The following is a 15,607-nucleotide window of genomic DNA, read 5'->3' on the forward strand; positions in this document are numbered from 1 at the left end:
GCGCGGCGCGGCCTGCGGCGCTCCGCCGAGGGGTCGCCGGGGTCGATCCCGACGCCAGGATCGACCCCAGGGACACTCGGCGCTCTTACGGGCACCACCCGCGAGTGGACCGGTTTGGTGTGCCGATCCGACCGGCGTCAGCGGACGGCGGCCGGGTGGGCACAGGGGACACCGACACCGACACCGACATAGGGACGCACCCGCGGCGCTCCGGCTCCCGCTCCCCACCGACGGCGCCGCATGGTCCTGCCCGGCAGCGGCGGAAGCCGCCACTGCTCCGAGAACGGGTATCCGCAGTAACCGCACAGCGCCGCGAGGTTGGGGCGCGTGCACAGGCGGCAGCGCCAAAGGGCGGGGCTCACGGTGTCCCCCTTCCGTTGAACGGGAGCGATAGCGGCGAGTCGAGCGCGTAGACGCTGGGCTCCCACCGGTCCATGACCGTCCGGAACAGCACGCGCTGGGCCGAGCGGCGCGGCAGCCGGTTCCCGGCGCTGGAGCAGCGGGGCAAGCCGACTTCGCGGACATTGGTCTGTAGTTCCTGGTAGCCGACGGGGTACCACTCGAAGAGGAGCCTGGTTCCGTGCCCGTCGCACCGGAACACGACGCCGGACTCGGGTATCTGCGTCCAGGAGCGCAGTGGATCGATCACGGGTGTGTCACCGGGCGTAATGGCGCTCATGTGTCGTATCCCAGGTGTCCGCGGGCGAGCGAAGCGATCGCCCGGTCTATCCAGTCATCCGAGATGCCGTTCAGCGACAGCCACGCTCGCAGGGTGCGTTCGTCGGCCTCGAAGCGCCGTCCGGGCTCCAGGAGGCGGCCGGCCGTGTAGGCGCGCTCCGGTGGGGCGGCGGGGTCGTAGGAGACCTCCACGGCGTCGCGCAGGGCGATGTCGGTGCGCGTTCCGAGGGCGGAGAGCCGGGCGAGGATCATGCGGCGGCCCTCCCCCGTGCGAAGCGACGCGCGTAGTCGTCGAGGTAGTGCACCGAAGCGAGCGGTTTCCGCTGCTGCTCGGGTGCGGGGGCAACGGGTCGGTCGGCGGCGACGACCCATCGGGGTGCGGCGTGCAACCCGCGCGCGGGACGCACCAATCGGACAATCAGTGCCAGTGGAGCGAGTAGGGCAACTATGATCGGCATCGTTCGCAGCTCCTATTTAGCTGTGGGCCGTGCCCCCGGACGCCCGGCAGCGTCGCGGGGGTCTTTCTATGCGCCCCAGCATGACCGCTGACTTATCACCCGTCCATGGATACCGCTGAAGAGGTCAATCTTTAGATAAGAAGTGATTGCCAGCGGTAGAGTAGCGGTAGATACTGATTACATGGTGAAGACTAAAAACCCTGCCTACCGGAGTTTTGGTCAAGCAGTCCGCCGTTGGCGCGAAGCCGCAGGCATGACGCAAATCGAGCTTGCCAAGGCGGCACAGACGTCCCAATCTCAGGTGAGCTCGATTGAAACCGGAGAAAAGGGCACAAGTGCGGATCATATTCGGCGCATCGACAACGCCCTTACCGCCGGTGGAGCACTGGTGCGGAGATGGGACGAACTCGACGACCACAGCCGTGGTCTTGCGTCGTGGTTCCTGGATGTCGTCACGGTCGAGCGCGAATCATCTGAGATCAGGGTCTACCAGCCACTAAGCATTCCCGGGCTGCTCCAGACACAGAAGTATGCGCGGGCAATCACCCAGCACGGACATCCTGAGCTAACGCGATCTCAGCTCGATGAGCGCGTGTCAGCACGCGCCGACCGGCAAGCCATCCTCGACGATCCAGACGGCCCCATGGTGCGCGTCGTACTGGAGGAACACGTACTTCGTCGCCCCGTTGGAAGCTATGAGATCATGCGCGAACAGCTTGTGCGCCTGACGGACGTGTCTCGGTCGTCTCGACTGTCCCTCCAAGTGGTGCCCATGACCACGGCTCAACATCCCGGATCGGATGGGGCTTTCCACATATTCACGGTGCCGGGTAAGGCGCCCATGGCCTACACAGAGACACGACGCCATGGGAACGCCGACGAAGACCCGGAAGCGGTCGAGGACTACATGGCCGTCTTCGCCGAGCTTCGAGGTGTGGCGCTCCCCCCGCACGCGTCAAGAGACCTGATGTACAAGATCCAACAGGAGTTCAGCCATGAGTGAATCGAGAGTCTGGCACAAGAGCAGCTACAGCAGCGGGGGAGCAGATAACTGCGTCGAAGTCGCGGCAGGCGCCCAGACCCTCATGCGCGACACGCAGCACCGCGAGCACGGCCACCTCAGCTTCCCCTCAGCAGAGTGGTCGGCGTTCCTGTCGGACCTGGAGGCGCTCTAACCCCGCCTCCCACCTGAGACGTCCTGGGACCAGACATAGGCGGCCCCCGACCGCTTGCGGCAAGCGGTCGGGGGCCGCCTATGCCTCCTTACCGGGTCACACTCCCCCGATACCCACGTACTTCGTCTCCAGGAACTCGTCGATACCGACGCGGCCGCCCTCACGACCCAGTCCCGAGTGCTTGATGCCGCCGAACGGCGCGGCGGGGTTGGAGACGATGCCCTGGTTCAGGCCGACCATGCCCGCCTCCAGCGCCTCGGACACGCGGAGCCCGCGGTTCAGATCCCTCGTGTAGAGGTAACTGACCAGGCCGTATTCGGTGTCGTTGGCCGCGGCCAGCGCCTCCTCCTCGGTGTCGAAGGGGATGATGGGCGCGACCGGGCCGAAGATCTCCGTCGTCGAGAGTTCGCTGGACTGCGGCACGTCGGCGAGCACGGTGGGCTGGTAGAAGTAGCCGTCGCCGGCGCCCGAGGCGCCGCCCACGAGTACGCGGGCGCCGCGGTTCACGGCGTCGTCCACCAGGCTCTGCACCTTCTCCCGCGCCTTGGCGTCGATGAGCGGGCCCACCTGGACGCCGTCCTCGGTGCCGCGGCCGAGCTTGAGGGCGCCCATGCGCTCACTGAGCTTGCGGGCGAACTCGGTGGCGATGCCCGACTGCACGTAGAGGCGGTTGGCGGCCGTGCACGCCTCGCCGATGTTGCGCATCTTGGCCTGCATGGCGCCTTCGACGGCGGCGTCGAGGTCGGCGTCGTCGAAGACCAGGAAGGGCGCGTTGCCGCCCAGTTCCATGGAGGTACGCAGTACCTGCTCGGAGCTCTGCTCCAGCAGCTTGCGGCCGACACCGGTGGAGCCGGTGAACGAGACCTTGCGGATGCGGCCGTCGCGCAGCAGCGGCTCGGTGACGCCGCCGGCGTCGGAGGTGGGCAGCAGGCTCAGCACACCTTCGGGCAGTCCGGCCTCGCGCAGGATGTCGGCCAGCGCCAGGGCGGACAGCGGAGTCTGCTGCGCGGGCTTGAGGATCATGGTGCAGCCGGCGGCGATGGCGGGGCCGATCTTGCGCGTGCCCATGGCCATGGGGAAGTTCCACGGCGTGATGAGCATGGACGGGCCAACCGGCTGGCGCATGATCAAAAAGCGCGCCGAACCGTTGGGCGCGATCGAGTAGCCGCCCTCGATGCGCACCGCCTCCTCGGAGAACCAGCGCAGGAAGTCGGCGGCGTAGGCGATCTCGCCCTTGGCCTCGGCGAAGGGCTTGCCCATCTCCAGCGTCATCAGCAGCGCGAGGTCGTCCTGCCGCTCCATCAGCAGCTCGAAGGAGCGTCGCAGGATCTCGGCACGCTCGCGCGGCGGGGTCTTGCCCCACGACGGCTGGGCGGCGGCCGCCGCATCGAGGGCGGCGAGGCCGTCGTCGGTTCCGGCGTCGGAGATCTCGCACAGCGCCGACCCGGTCGAGGGGTCCTCGACCTTGAACGTCGCGCCACTGCGCGCGTCGCGCCACGCGCCGCCGATGAAGAGCTGCTTCGGCACGCGCTCGACGACCTTCGTCTCCCATTCGGCCAAGGTCATTGCGGTACATCCCCTTCTGGGCTGGTGGGTAACGGTGCGTCCGCCAAAGGTGCGAAGGCGCCTCGACGGGTACGCCTTCCCAGCACCGCGCGCGGCCTAACCGCCGCCGGCCGGGTGTTCACGCAGCGGCGATGCCCGGATCCATGCGGGGGTAGGCATGGACCTGGACACCGCCTCATGCGGGATGATTGCATAGCTCTGTCGATTGTCAACAATCCTACGGAAGAGGGTCAGAGAATGGCTGAGCAGTCGGCCGCGCTTTCCCCCTTGCTCAAGCAGGCGACACCGGTGCTCGCTGCGCGGGGCGAAGGCGTCTACATCTACGACGAGGACGACCGCCGCTATCTCGACTTCACCGCCGGCATCGGGGTCACCAGCACCGGCCACTGCCACCCCCGCGTCGTCGAGGCTGCGCAGCGCCAGGTGGCCACGCTCGTGCACGGCCAGTACACCACGGTCATGCACCGGCCCCTCCTCAGGCTCACTGAACGCCTCGGCAGCGTGCTGCCCGAGGGCATCGACCGGCTCTTCTACGTCAACTCCGGCAGCGAGGCCGTGGAGGCGGCGCTGCGGCTCGCGCGGCAGGCGACCGGGCGGCAGAACGCGATCGTCTTCCAGGGCGGCTTCCACGGGCGCACGATGGCGGCGGCGTCGCTGACCACGTCGGGCACCAAGATCCGCGCGGGTATCGGGCCGCTGATGCCCGGCGTGGTGGTCTCCCCGTTCCCCTACGCCTACCGGCTGGGCATGAGCGAGGAGGAGGCCACCGAGCACGCGCTGCGGGAGCTGGACTACCAGCTGGCCACGGTCAGTTCGCCCAAGGACACCGCGGCGATCTTCATCGAGCCGGTCTTGGGAGAGGGCGGGTACATCCCGGCGCCGCCGGCGTTCCTGCGCGGCCTGCGCGAGCGCGCCGACGAGCACGGCATCCTGCTGGTGGCCGACGAGGTGCAGACCGGGTTCGGGCGCACCGGCGAGTTCTGGGGTCACGACCACGCGGGCGTACGGCCCGACATCGTCATCACGGCCAAGGGGTTGGCCAGCGGGTTCCCGCTGTCGGCGATCGCGGCGCCCGACTCCCTCATGGAGAAGGCGTGGCCGGGCTCCCAGGGCGGCACCTACGGCGGCAACGCGGTCTCGTGTGCCGCGGCCCTGGCCACCCTGGACGTCATCGAGGACGAAGGGCTGGTCGCCAACGCCGCCCGGATGGGCGAGCGCCTCCGGGAGGGCCTGGCGGGCGTGGCGGCCGACCACCCGGTGATCGGCGACGTGCGCGGCCTGGGCCTGATGATCGGCAACGAGTTCACCGCACCCGACGGCTCCCCCGACACCGCCACCGCCACCCGGGCGCACAAGGCGGCCGCCGACAAGGGTCTCCTCCTGCTCACCTGCGGCCCGCACGGCAACGTCGTCCGGATGATCCCCCCGCTCATCGTCACCGCCGACCAGGTCGACGAGGCGGTCACCCTGTGGTCCGCAGCCATGAAGGAGGCCACGGCCTGACAGCCTGACCAGGCCCGACAGGCGCCTCCCGGCCACACGAGCACCCGGGGGCGCCTGTCACCTCCATCACATCCCGCCGCCACCCCCCGGATAATCCGTCGGAACCGCTCCGTCGCCCGTGGTAGAGTCATACACGTCTTCCGCAGGGACACCGAGCCACCGCCGCTCGGCGGACCATACGGAAGATGCACAACCGAACCAGCGCTCGTAGCTCAATGGATAGAGCATCTGACTACGGATCAGAAGGTTGGGGGTTCGAATCCTCCCGAGCGCGCTGCTCCGACGAGCATCGTTGAGGCCCTGAGCTGGTGAAAGTCAGCTGCAGGGCCTTACTTGTGCGTCCGGCCGCCGACGGCTGTGTCCGGGCGGTGGCGGACCGAAGCGGCCCCAACGCCATCGAGGTCAGCGTAACCTCAATGCTGCTCACGCATGGGCGAGGCGAGCAGGGCCCACTCGGCATCGGTGAGTTCGAACGACCGAACACGAGCACCGAGTGTGCCTGGGCGGGCCCTGCCTCACTTGCGATTCCAGAGAACAGACCCTAAGCGGAGCCACCGCCTAGCGCTGTGCGTGTGCGGCGGCGCCGGTCGGATCGACCGCCGAACGACGGTTCCACCCGGGGGTCCGCCGAGACCCTGCTTTCGCAGGGCGACGCTCCGGAATCGACCCACGCCGCCGCATCCTGTCGTGTTGGGAGGCACGCAATGTCGCCGCCGGCGACGAATCGGCCCCCGCAGTCCGACGCTGCCTGTCAGCGCTGCAGTGTCAGCAGACCCGGCCGGTACGGCAGGAGACCGTAGTCGCCGCCGGACTCGGGGGAGCGCCCCTGGTAGAGGAACTGCATGTTGCAGGGATCGACGGTCATGGTCTGATCGGGGTCGGTGCGGATCAGCTCGCCGTGGCTGATGTCGTCGGTCCAGGTAGCGCCGCTGTTGGCCTGGCCGGCGAAGGGGTTGCTTTCGGTAGTGGCCTGCGGTGTCCACGTGCCGTCCAGGCTGTCGGCTGTGAACGAGCGGAAGTAGCGGTCTCCTTGCGCGCCGATCGCTTCGACGATCATGAGGTATTGGTCCTGGCCCTCGACGTTGTAGACCTGGACCGCTTCAAACAGGTCGTTGGTGCTTTCGGACATGATGGTCGTCGAGGTCGAACCGAAGCTGCCAGGGAAGTCGCCGATAGGCATACTGTCCCGGTAGATCCTGCCGTTGTCTCCGGCGAAGAACAGGTACATGTCCGTGCTGTCGCCGATGAGCGCCTGATCGATGGGCCCTGTGGAGGAGTCGGCGATGCTGCCGTCGAAGAGGGTCTGCGCCTGCGACCAGCTGTTCACGTCGGCGGGATCGGTTGATGTCCGGTAGGAGAAGGCGGGTCCGGCCCACTGGTAGGCGAGCACCCAGACGTCCCCGGGGGCGAAGTAGAAGAGGGTCGGCGCGACGGCGGCGAAGGGCATCGGGTTCTGGCCGGCCGAGTCCATGCCGGACCAGTCGTTGAAGAGGTCGAAGTTCATCGAGCCCCATGTCGATCCGGTGTCGTGGTTCGTCGCATAGACGAGATGCTGGCCGTTGTAGGGGGCGTGGGTGAAGTCCTTGAGCGAAACCCATCCCTGACTCGGCTGCGCCAGCGGGCCGGTCGAAGTCCAGTCGTACGTCGAGGGAAGAGCGCACGTGTCGTCCGCCCCCTCGCCGTCGACCCGGACGAGTCGCCACTGCTGGTGGTCGCCACCCGAGTCGTCGGCCTGCACGATGTCGGCACCGTCCGCGTGCGAGGCGCCCTGTACCTCTAAGGCCTTACCGCTGTGCCGGTTGATCAACCGGACGTAGCCGCCGGGTGAGTCTTCCAACCGGAACTGTTGGTTGGCCTGGTTGTAGTCGGTCCACTGGACGATGTCGGCACCGTTCGCGGTCGACCAGTTGTAGACGTCAAGCACCTTGTCCGAGATCCGTGATTGCAAGCGGTAGTAACCGTCGCCGGAGTCGACGAACCGCCACTGCTGCTGGTGCTGGTCGTTCCGGGTCCACTGGGTGATCCGCGCCCCGTTGTCGGTGGCCCGGTTGTACACATCCAACGCTTTGCCGCTCTCGCGGTTCACCAGGACGTATGACGCGTTCGTGTCGACTGTCGCGGCCGCGGCGGGTGCCGGTTCGACCACGGTGCCGGCACTGGCGACCACCATGACCATCACGCCGGCGATGATGGCTCGCAGGCCCCCTCGCTGTCGCAAGGGCGCGATCGGAAACCTAGTCAACGTAGACATGGTCCTTCCTCTCGGGGCCTGGAGGTGCACGATTTCCCCGGAGGGGCCAGCGCGAACCCAGGCCAGCGCTCGTAATTGTTAGCGCTAACATTTCGCCGGGCGGCCTGGCGCATGCCTGGACGTGACTCCGATGCGACAGACCCACCCGGAAGGTCGGGGGCATCGCTGCCCTTACCACTGAATGTGAGCGATAACGCACTCGACGTCAAGCAACATTCGGAAACATTCCGGAATACCGCGAGTCGAGACATCACATCGGTCGGCGATGCTGCCGCGTCACCCCGGAGAGGAAGAGGTGAGCCCCGGCCCGACCAGGGGTGATTCAAATTCATTGATCGTCTCAGGTCTCGCTGGTCAGGCGAATCCGATGAGATCGAGGCCGTGACCTGCTTCATCGCTCTCACCAGACGACTTTGAATCAGCCGTGGGTCGCGACCACCTTCGCCGAGGACCATGTCCACCTGGCTTGTTTCGTCCAGCCGGAGCGCGATAACGAGTCCCGCGTGCTGGGCACCTGCACCCACTGTCGGCCCGCATAGCGCTCGGGGCCGTGAACTCCGACGCTCCGGCCGAGCGCATCGGGTGGTCGTCACGCCCGGACCAGGCTTTTCGCGCTCATGAGAACAACGGCCCGCCCCTTCATCCCCGACGGCGCAGCCTCACGAAAGATCGGAGCCAACCTCAGATAACACCAAGAGATTGGACGAATATCAACGAAAAACAAGTATAGATCGCCATTGCGGTCCATATATTTAAATGCAAACTTCTTTGCACACCACCTCGATCCACCCCATGCTCGGACCTCCAAAATTTTTCTATCACCTCTTTGGCTCGCCTGTTCGATTTGTTTCCGAAAAGATCGCCGACGACGGAAGATCCAAGGTTGAAGCAATAATACTCTGCTTGACTGGTACGGAAACAGAGGTCCCGGGGAGGCCCAATACTCTTTAAGTCAACATAGGGAATGTGATACTTGACGAATACCCCCTTCAAAACGATCTTGTTTTTGCGCACTTCGACGTTCGTGAATAACCCAACCTTGAGAGTAAACCAAAGAAATATGGTGCATAACCCCGCGAAAAGCAGCCTGTTCAGGACTGGAGAGTCCGCTGTACTAGGCACCCGTCCCGCTGTAACAGCAAGCGGTGTCTGCAAGACAGCTATAGCAACTGAAAAAGTTGCCGTATACCAATTTCGGACAACATAGATCGGCCTGGCGCCCATAGACTCTACACCCAGAACTCTTCCGCGCTCCGTTTTTCCACTGACAGACACCCGCAGAACCCATTTCCAAAATTTCCATTATAGCATCCGGAGAAGCTTTAAAAACATTTTGTAGAATAATCCGCGAAATACAACGATTGGCGAGCCGCATTGCCGCGTCCTACGGGTTAGACCGGGTGGCGCGGGGACCGTCCCCAAAGACGGCCCAGCCATGGAGGCCCTCGCTCGAACACCCGGCCTGCGCCGCAGGGTCTCGGGACTGCGGTGCCACCGCGCCCCGGTCTCGCGGCGTTTGCCCTCGGGCCCGGAGGGCAGCAGGTGCCCAGTGAACCACGCAGACCACCTGGGCACGGCGGTCACCGCGCCACAAGAGTCTCCCGCGCCCGCGGCGCCGGCCGATGAGCCGAACCACGCGGCGGAACACCGGCTGGAGGTCGCCGCCGCGCTCGTGCGCGAGGTCGGCGAAGGGCGCCTCGACCTGCCGCTTCCCGGGAGCGGTGATACGTGGCGGCGCTGGGCGGCGCTGCGCGACCTGGCCCGCCGTGACCTGTCGCTGGCACGGTTGGCCGAGGGGCATTGCGACGCCGTGGCGATCCTCGCCGAACTCGGCGGTCCCGCGCCCGAACCGCACACTGTGTGGGGCGTCTGGGCCGCCCACCCGCCGGGCCCGGACCTGGATGCCCAGCCGGACAGCGGCGGCGAGTGGCGGCTGAGCGGCACCAAGCGGTTCTGCTCCGGCGCCCGCGTGTGCACCCACGGGCTCGTCAGCGCGCGTATCGGCGACGACCAACGGCGCCTGTTCGCCGTTGCCACCGCCACGGCCCAGGCCGAGCGCGGCAGTTGGGCCGCGGCCGGGATGACGGCCAGCGACACGCTCACACTCACCTTCGACGACGTCGCGGCCACCCCCGTGGGCCCTGCCGGCGCCTACACCGCGCGCCCGGGCTTCCACCACGGCGGCATCGGCGTCGCGGCCTGCTGGTACGGCGGCGCGCTCGCCATCGCCGCGCCGCTGGCCGAACGGGTGGCCGCCGACCGAGCCGATGCGCACGCGCGCGCCTACTTCGGCGGCCTCGACCGGGACCTGCACGCCGCCGAAGCGGTACTCATCGCCGCAGCCCGCGAGGTCGACGCCGACCCGGGCGACCGGCTCGGCGGCGCGCGCCTGCGGGCGATGCGGGCGCGCGCCGTCGTCGCCGAGACCTGCGCGAACGTGCTGCGCGGTACGCGCGAAGCGCTCGGCGCCGGGCCGCTGGCCGCCGACATCAGCTACGCCCGCGCGAGCGAGGACCTGGCCGCCTACCTCCACCAGCATCACGGCGACCGCGACCTGGCCGAACTCGGAACCAGCGCGGCCCCGCACACCCCACACGTCGAGGACGGCCATGGCCCAAGCTAATGAAAGCGCCGCCACCCACCCCATCGACACCGAGGGCACCGCAGAGGCCACCTGGCGGGCGTGGGACGGCCTCGAACGTGCCGCTCCCCTCGATGTGTCCGGTATCTCCAGCGCCGTGGTCGTCGCACCACACCCCGACGACGAGGTGCTGGGCGTCGGCGGGGCGCTGGCCCTGCTCGCCCAGCAGGGGGCCCGGCTGCGGATCGTCGCCGTCACCGACGGCGAGGGCTCCCACCCGAACAGTCCCACCCTGTCGCCGCCACTGCTGGCCGAGCGTCGCCGAGACGAGCGGGCACAGGCGCTGCGGCGTCTAGGAGCCGAAAGCGCGGAGGTGGTGCGGCTGGGCGTGGGTGACGGTGACAGTACCCGCGCCCGGGACGAGCTGACCGAGCGGTTGAGCGGTCTGTGCTCGGCGTTCGACGTGTGCGCAGCCCCGTGGCCGGGAGATCTGCACCCCGACCACGAAGCGGCGGGTGCCGCCGCCCTGGCGGCCGTGGCGAACGGGACGCGGCCGCTGCTCTATCCCGTGTGGATGTGGCACTGGGCCCGTCCCGACCATCCCGACGTGCCCTGGCCGGCCGCGCGCCGCCTCGAACTGCCCCCGTGGGCACAGCGCCGCAAAGCCGCCGCCCTGGACTGCTTCACCACCCAGACCGCGCCGCTGAGCACCGACCCGGCCGACGCCGCCGTGCTCAAGCCGGAAATGCTCGCCCACTTCAGCCGGGACTGCGAAGTGGTGTTCGGATGAGTGTCGAGGACGCCTACTTCGAGGCGGTGTACGCCGAATCGACGGATCCGTGGGGGTTTCGCACGCGCTGGTACGAGCGCCGGAAACGCGCACTGACCCTCGCCTCGTTGCCCCACGAACGCTACGAGCGGGCCTTCGAACCGGGTTGCGCGATCGGTGCGCTGACCCGGGAACTCGCTGTGCGCTGTGACGCGCTGCTGGCCTGGGAACGGGTCGCCTCCACGGCGCAGCAGGCGGAACGCGACCTGACCGGCTTCGCCCACGTGCGGGTCGGCCGGGCCGGCGTCCCCTGGCAGTGGCCGCGGGGCACCTTCGATCTGATCGTGCTCTCGGAACTGCTGTACTACTTCGGCGACGCCGACCTCGGCGATCTCCTCGAACTGACGGCCGCGTCGCTGCGCCCCGGCGGGACCGTCGTAGCGGTGCACTGGCGCCACCCGGCCCCCGACCACGCCCGCCTCGGCGACGATGCGCACGAGGTGCTCGCCGCGCACGACGGATTCGCGCCGCTGTCCTGCCACGCAGAGGCGGACTTCCGCATCGACGTCCACACACGCGGTCCCGCGGCCTCATCCTCCGTCGCCCGGCGGGAAGGCCTGGTGTGATCCGCGCCGCGGCCGTGGTCATCCCCGCCAACGACGAGGCCGCCACGATCGAGGCGTGCGTGCACGCCGCCGCCGCGTCGTCGGCGGCGTGCGGCATCCCCGCTGCGCGGCGGCATCTGATCGTGGTCGCCGACGCTTGCGCCGACGCCACGGCCGCTCTCGCTCGCCGCGCGGGCGCGCTCGTCGTGGAAACCGGCCACCGCAGCGCGGGAGCGGCGCGGGCCGCCGGGATGCGTCTGGCATTGCACCGCACACGCGCGCACCCGGCCCACAAGGTGTGGCTGGCCACGACCGATGCCGACAGCACCGTCCCGCTGCGTTGGCTCGCCGAGCAACTCCGTTATGCCGAGGCCGGATGGGACGCGGTGGCGGGCACGATCACCGTCCAGGACTGGTCTCAGCGCCCGCCCGGGTTAGCGGCCGCGTTTACCGACACCTACCGCTTCGCCGACGGCGAGCACCCCCACGTCCACGGCGCCAACCTCGGCGTGCGCGCCTCGGCCTACCTCGACTCGGGCGGCTTCTGCGCGCTGGCTCGTGCCGAGGACCACGCCCTGGTCACCGCCCTGCGCACCCGCGGTCACCGCATCCGGCGCCCCGCCGACCTGCCGGTGGCCACCTCGGCCCGCCCGGATCCGCGCGCCCCAGGAGGCTTCGGCGACCGGCTGACGGCGCTGGAAGACTGACGTCAGGCCGCATGTATCCGGCTTCCCGCGTCGTACCCTCGCGCAACCGGGCCACCGTATCGGGGGGCCGAGCACTGTGAGCACGGTCGGCAGCAGCGCGGCAGTTGAGCACTGCCCCGCAGCGGCCTCCAGGCGCCTGCGCCCACCCGCGGAGGAGGACGGCGCATCCGAGAAAGCGCGGGTTCATACGCCGCCGCCGTCATCGTCGGCGACTGCGGCCCGCACTTGCTCGACGCCTGCGGACCGCTCTCCGCACGGACGGGGCCGCCACCGCCCGTGCGGAGGTGTCCCTCACGCTTGTCCATCCGCCCTGGGCGGAATTCCCGAATCCGGCAACACACCTGTATAGACCAGTTCCTGGGCAAGATCGCGGAGCTTGGTGTTGAGATCTTGAGATGCCTTGGAGAGCAGCATGAACGCCTGCCGGTCATCCACCTTGAACCGTTCCATCAGAATCCCCGTGGCCTCACCGATACGCTGACGCGTGTGCATCCCCTGCTGCAGATCCCACACTTTCCGAGCGCTGAACAACGCGATCGCAGCATGATCGGCCAGCACATCGCCCATATCCCGCGACTGCGTGTCGAAAGCACCGGCCTTTTTCGCATACAGGTTCAACCCGCCGAGCGTGCCGCGGGGCGTGGCCAGCTGGAACGACACCATGCTCTCCACACCCAGTCCGCGCACCTTCCCCACGAACTCGGGCCAACGCTGCTCATGCGCCATGTCGTCGATGGCGAATATGCCCCGCTCCCAGATCGCATCCACACACGGCCCCTGCCGCGTTGCGTACTGGATGTCGTCGATTTCCCGGACCAGCGGGGCCGTGGCCGCCTCCGTGGTGAACCTGCCGCCCTTGTGCAAGAGCGATACACCCGCAAAGTCCGTCCCGGCGATCTCTCGCGCGGCACTGGCCGTAATTCCCTCCAACGTTTCCTCAACCGAGGGCTTCTGCACCAGTTCCCCAGCCAGTCGGGCAAAGGTCCGGGCGAGCTGTATCGGCTCGTTCTCCATAGGAGTTTTCCTAGTCGGGCACCGGCCTAGTTTCCCAGCCTCCGCCCCGAAGTCGACTGCCATCAGTCTTACCAGTACCTACCGGGCGCCGTGTCAGTCCCCGGTCCCCTGCTTCGTCGCGGCTGCGTTGCACGCGCGTCGATAGCGCGGGCTGTCGCGCGTCGCCGTGCAGCCGAAGGAGACGGAGGCAGGGCGAGCCGGGAGGGTCCGACCGGGCCGACCGGTGTCCCCGCTGCGGCCGCCACCGCATCGGCCGCGGGGTCGCCGTCGTCCGGGCCCCGCCGGAGAAGCCGAAAAAATCCCGGCGCCGATGTCGAGAACCCGTGGCCGGCTCCGTCCCCGCTGTGAAAGCGACCAGAATGGGTCGCACCGGCACTGAGGGGAAACACGATGGCCAAGTACTTGCTGCTCAAGCACTACCGCGGCGCTCCGGCTCCGGTGAACGACGTTCCCATGGACCGGTGGGCGCCGGAGGAGGTCTCGGCGCATGTGCAGTACATGGAGGACTTCGCGGCCCGGCTGGAGCAGACCGGCGAGTTCGTCGACAGCCAGGCGCTCGCCCCGGAGGGGACGTTCGTCCGCTACGACGGCGAGGGGCGCCCACCGGTCACCGACGGGCCGTTCGCCGAGACGAAGGACCTCATCGCGGGATGGATGGTGATCGACGTCGACAGCTACGAGCGCGCCGTCGAACTGGCCGGGGAGCTGTCGGCCGCCCCCGGGGCGGGCGGGCGGCCGATCCACGAATGGCTGGAGGTGCGTCCGTTCCTGGCCTCGCCGCCCACCATCACGGAGTGATCCTGCGATGAACGAAGCCCTGCTGCGAGGGCTTGCGCCGAGTGTGCTCGCGATCCTCGTCCGCCGCGGAGCCGATTTCGCGGCGGCCGAGGACGCCGTACAGGACGCGCTGGTCGAGGCGGTCCGCGCCTGGCCGCGCGATCCCCCGCGCGATGCCAAGGGCTGGCTGGTCACGGTGGCCTGGCGCCGGTACCTCGACGCCACCCGGGCCGAGGCGGCCCGCCGCCGGCGTGAGGACCTCGCCGACGAAGAGCCGGCGCCCGGACCGGCGCCTGCGGAGGACGACACGCTCCAGCTGTACTTCCTGTGCGCCCACCCGTCGTTGACACCGTCGTCGGCGGTCGCGCTCACGCTGCGCGCCGTCGGCGGGCTGACCACCCGCCAGATCGCCCAGGCTTACCTGGTGCCCGAGGCGACCATGGCCCAGCGCATCAGCCGGGCCAAGCGCACCGTATCCGGCGTGCGCTTCGACCGGCCCGGCGACGTCGCCACCGTCCTGCGCACCCTCTACCTGGTCTTCAACGAGGGCTACTCCGGCGACGTCGATCTCGCCGCCGAGGCCATCCGCCTCACCCGCCGGCTCGCGGCCGCGATCGACCACCCCGAGGCGGCAGGGCTGCTCGCCCTCATGCTGCTCCACCACGCCCGACGCAGCGCCCGGACCGCGCCCGACGGCAGCTTGGTACCGCTCGCCGAGCAGGACCGCACCCGGTGGGACACCGACGCGATCGCCGAAGGCGTCCGCATTCTGCAGGCGGCCCTGGCCCGTGACCGGTTGGGTGAGTTCCAGGCCCAGGCCGCCGTCGCGGCACTGCACGCCGATGCGCCCACCGCCGAGGAGACCGACTGGGTGCAGATCGTCGAGTGGTACGACGAGCTCGCGCGCCTGACCGACAGCCCGATCGTCCGCCTCAACCGCGCCGTGGCCGTCGGTGAAGCCGACGGACCCCGCGCCGGCCTGGCGGCGCTCGCGGAGGTGGACGCGACACTCCCCCGCCACACGGCGGTTGCGGCCCACCTGCACGAGCGGGGCGGCGACCCGGCGACCGCGGCGCAGCTCTACGCCGAGGCGGCCCGCAAGGCATCCACCCTCGCCGAGCGCGACCACCTGGTGCGCCAGGCCGCCCGCCTCAACTCCCGCAGCCACTGACGGGCGTGCCAGAACACCTTCGACCTATGCGCTTCCGGGCTGGTAATCGCCCTTGGGCCGCGGTCCTTGGCCGCCTTCGCTGACAGCGGAGCCGCCGCGGGGCGCTTCCGGAGTCTCGGGATGGAAGGTCTGGTCACCGCCGGTGGGTTCGGCGCCGTTCTCGAGTTCGCTCAGCCGCGACCTGAGGAGCTCCAGCACATTGGTCCGGTCGGCGTGACTGGACTCGTAGGCGATCAGATCGCGCAACCGATCCTCGGGAAGTGCTCGGATACGGTGCTGCAGCGATCCGATCGGCAGGCCCTCGTAGCCCGGGATCGGAGGCTCCTTGCCTGCGTCGGACATGGCGGGCCAC

15 protein-coding genes and 1 tRNA gene are annotated in these 15,607 nt (G+C 68.7%); 10 read left to right on the forward strand and 6 right to left on the reverse strand.

The features are described from left to right. Positions 1-358: 358 nt before the first annotated feature. Together EKD16_RS23675 and EKD16_RS23680 are read right to left on the reverse strand one after the other, a co-directional pair. Positions 359-679: a hypothetical protein gene (locus EKD16_RS23675; protein ID WP_131101545.1), complete on the reverse strand. Its 321-nt coding sequence runs from the start codon at positions 677-679 to the stop codon at positions 359-361. Next, positions 676-930 (reverse strand): hypothetical protein, encoded by a 255-nt coding sequence (locus tag EKD16_RS23680; RefSeq protein ID WP_131101547.1) that lies wholly within the window; start codon positions 928-930, stop codon positions 676-678. The genes EKD16_RS23675 and EKD16_RS23680 overlap by 4 nt, the downstream gene beginning before the upstream one ends. Positions 931-1,317: 387 nt before the next feature. Here EKD16_RS23680 and EKD16_RS23685 point away from each other — a divergent pair, with 387 nt between their 5' ends. After that, positions 1,318-2,139, forward strand: a complete 822-nt coding sequence (locus tag EKD16_RS23685) for a helix-turn-helix domain-containing protein (protein ID WP_131101549.1) — start codon at positions 1,318-1,320, stop codon at positions 2,137-2,139. Next, positions 2,132-2,311 carry a DUF397 domain-containing protein gene (locus tag EKD16_RS23690; protein ID WP_131101552.1) on the forward strand — a complete coding sequence of 60 codons (180 nt, stop codon included), beginning with the start codon at positions 2,132-2,134 and terminating at the stop codon, positions 2,309-2,311. The genes EKD16_RS23685 and EKD16_RS23690 overlap by 8 nt, the downstream gene beginning before the upstream one ends. 96 nt (positions 2,312-2,407) lie before the next feature. On the opposite strand, the gene EKD16_RS23695 is transcribed toward EKD16_RS23690, so the two are convergent. Beyond that, a complete protein-coding gene (locus EKD16_RS23695) occupies positions 2,408-3,877 on the reverse strand; it encodes an NAD-dependent succinate-semialdehyde dehydrogenase (protein WP_131101554.1) in 1,470 nt (489 codons plus the stop codon). 237 nt (positions 3,878-4,114) lie between these two features. Here EKD16_RS23695 and EKD16_RS23700 point away from each other — a divergent pair, with 237 nt between their 5' ends. Together EKD16_RS23700 and EKD16_RS23705 are read left to right on the forward strand one after the other, a co-directional pair. Then, positions 4,115-5,380, forward strand: a complete 1,266-nt coding sequence (locus tag EKD16_RS23700; RefSeq protein WP_131101555.1) for an aspartate aminotransferase family protein — start codon at positions 4,115-4,117, stop codon at positions 5,378-5,380. A gap of 201 nt (positions 5,381-5,581) precedes the next feature. After that, positions 5,582-5,654 (forward strand) — tRNA-Arg (locus EKD16_RS23705). Positions 5,655-6,131: 477 nt separating this feature from the next. Here the strand turns inward: EKD16_RS23705 and EKD16_RS23710 are convergent. Beyond that, positions 6,132-7,556: a non-reducing end alpha-L-arabinofuranosidase family hydrolase gene (locus EKD16_RS23710; protein ID WP_207391629.1), complete on the reverse strand. Its 1,425-nt coding sequence runs from the start codon at positions 7,554-7,556 to the stop codon at positions 6,132-6,134. Positions 7,557-9,180: 1,624 nt separating this feature from the next. Between EKD16_RS23710 and EKD16_RS23715 the strand changes: the two genes are divergently transcribed. The 4 genes from EKD16_RS23715 to EKD16_RS23730 are packed head-to-tail and all read left to right on the forward strand — an operon-like array spanning position 9,181 to position 12,293. After that, positions 9,181-10,254 (forward strand): acyl-CoA dehydrogenase family protein, encoded by a 1,074-nt coding sequence (locus tag EKD16_RS23715; protein ID WP_242677144.1) that lies wholly within the window; start codon positions 9,181-9,183, stop codon positions 10,252-10,254. Then, positions 10,241-11,002, forward strand: coding sequence for a PIG-L deacetylase family protein (locus tag EKD16_RS23720; protein ID WP_131101559.1), 762 nt, complete (start codon positions 10,241-10,243; stop codon positions 11,000-11,002). Before EKD16_RS23715 ends, EKD16_RS23720 begins: the two co-directional genes overlap by 14 nt. Continuing rightward, positions 10,999-11,607: an SAM-dependent methyltransferase gene (locus EKD16_RS23725; protein ID WP_131101561.1), complete on the forward strand. Its 609-nt coding sequence runs from the start codon at positions 10,999-11,001 to the stop codon at positions 11,605-11,607. Before EKD16_RS23720 ends, EKD16_RS23725 begins: the two co-directional genes overlap by 4 nt. Then, positions 11,604-12,293: a glycosyltransferase gene (locus EKD16_RS23730; protein ID WP_131101563.1), complete on the forward strand. Its 690-nt coding sequence runs from the start codon at positions 11,604-11,606 to the stop codon at positions 12,291-12,293. The genes EKD16_RS23725 and EKD16_RS23730 overlap by 4 nt, the downstream gene beginning before the upstream one ends. Before the next feature lie 291 nt (positions 12,294-12,584). Here the strand turns inward: EKD16_RS23730 and EKD16_RS23735 are convergent, their stop codons facing one another. After that, complete coding sequence (locus EKD16_RS23735; protein ID WP_165498652.1) at positions 12,585-13,307, reverse strand: GAF and ANTAR domain-containing protein; 723 nt, start codon at positions 13,305-13,307, stop codon at positions 12,585-12,587. Positions 13,308-13,697: 390 nt separating this feature from the next. Here EKD16_RS23735 and EKD16_RS23740 point away from each other — a divergent pair, with 390 nt between their 5' ends. Both EKD16_RS23740 and EKD16_RS23745 read left to right on the forward strand, forming a co-directional pair. Then, positions 13,698-14,105: a YciI family protein gene (locus EKD16_RS23740; protein ID WP_131101568.1), complete on the forward strand. Its 408-nt coding sequence runs from the start codon at positions 13,698-13,700 to the stop codon at positions 14,103-14,105. Positions 14,106-14,112: 7 nt separating this feature from the next. After that, positions 14,113-15,255: an RNA polymerase sigma factor gene (locus EKD16_RS23745; RefSeq protein WP_131101570.1), complete on the forward strand. Its 1,143-nt coding sequence runs from the start codon at positions 14,113-14,115 to the stop codon at positions 15,253-15,255. 24 nt (positions 15,256-15,279) lie between these two features. Here EKD16_RS23745 and EKD16_RS23750 read toward each other — a convergent pair whose 3' ends face one another. Then, entirely contained in the window at positions 15,280-15,597 is a 318-nt protein-coding gene (locus EKD16_RS23750) for a hypothetical protein (RefSeq protein ID WP_131101572.1), read from the reverse strand. Between the last annotated feature and the right edge of the window lie 10 nt (positions 15,598-15,607).

The sequence above is a fragment of the Streptomonospora litoralis genome (genome assembly GCF_004323735.1).
Lineage (GTDB): Bacteria > Actinomycetota > Actinomycetes > Streptosporangiales > Streptosporangiaceae > Streptomonospora > Streptomonospora litoralis.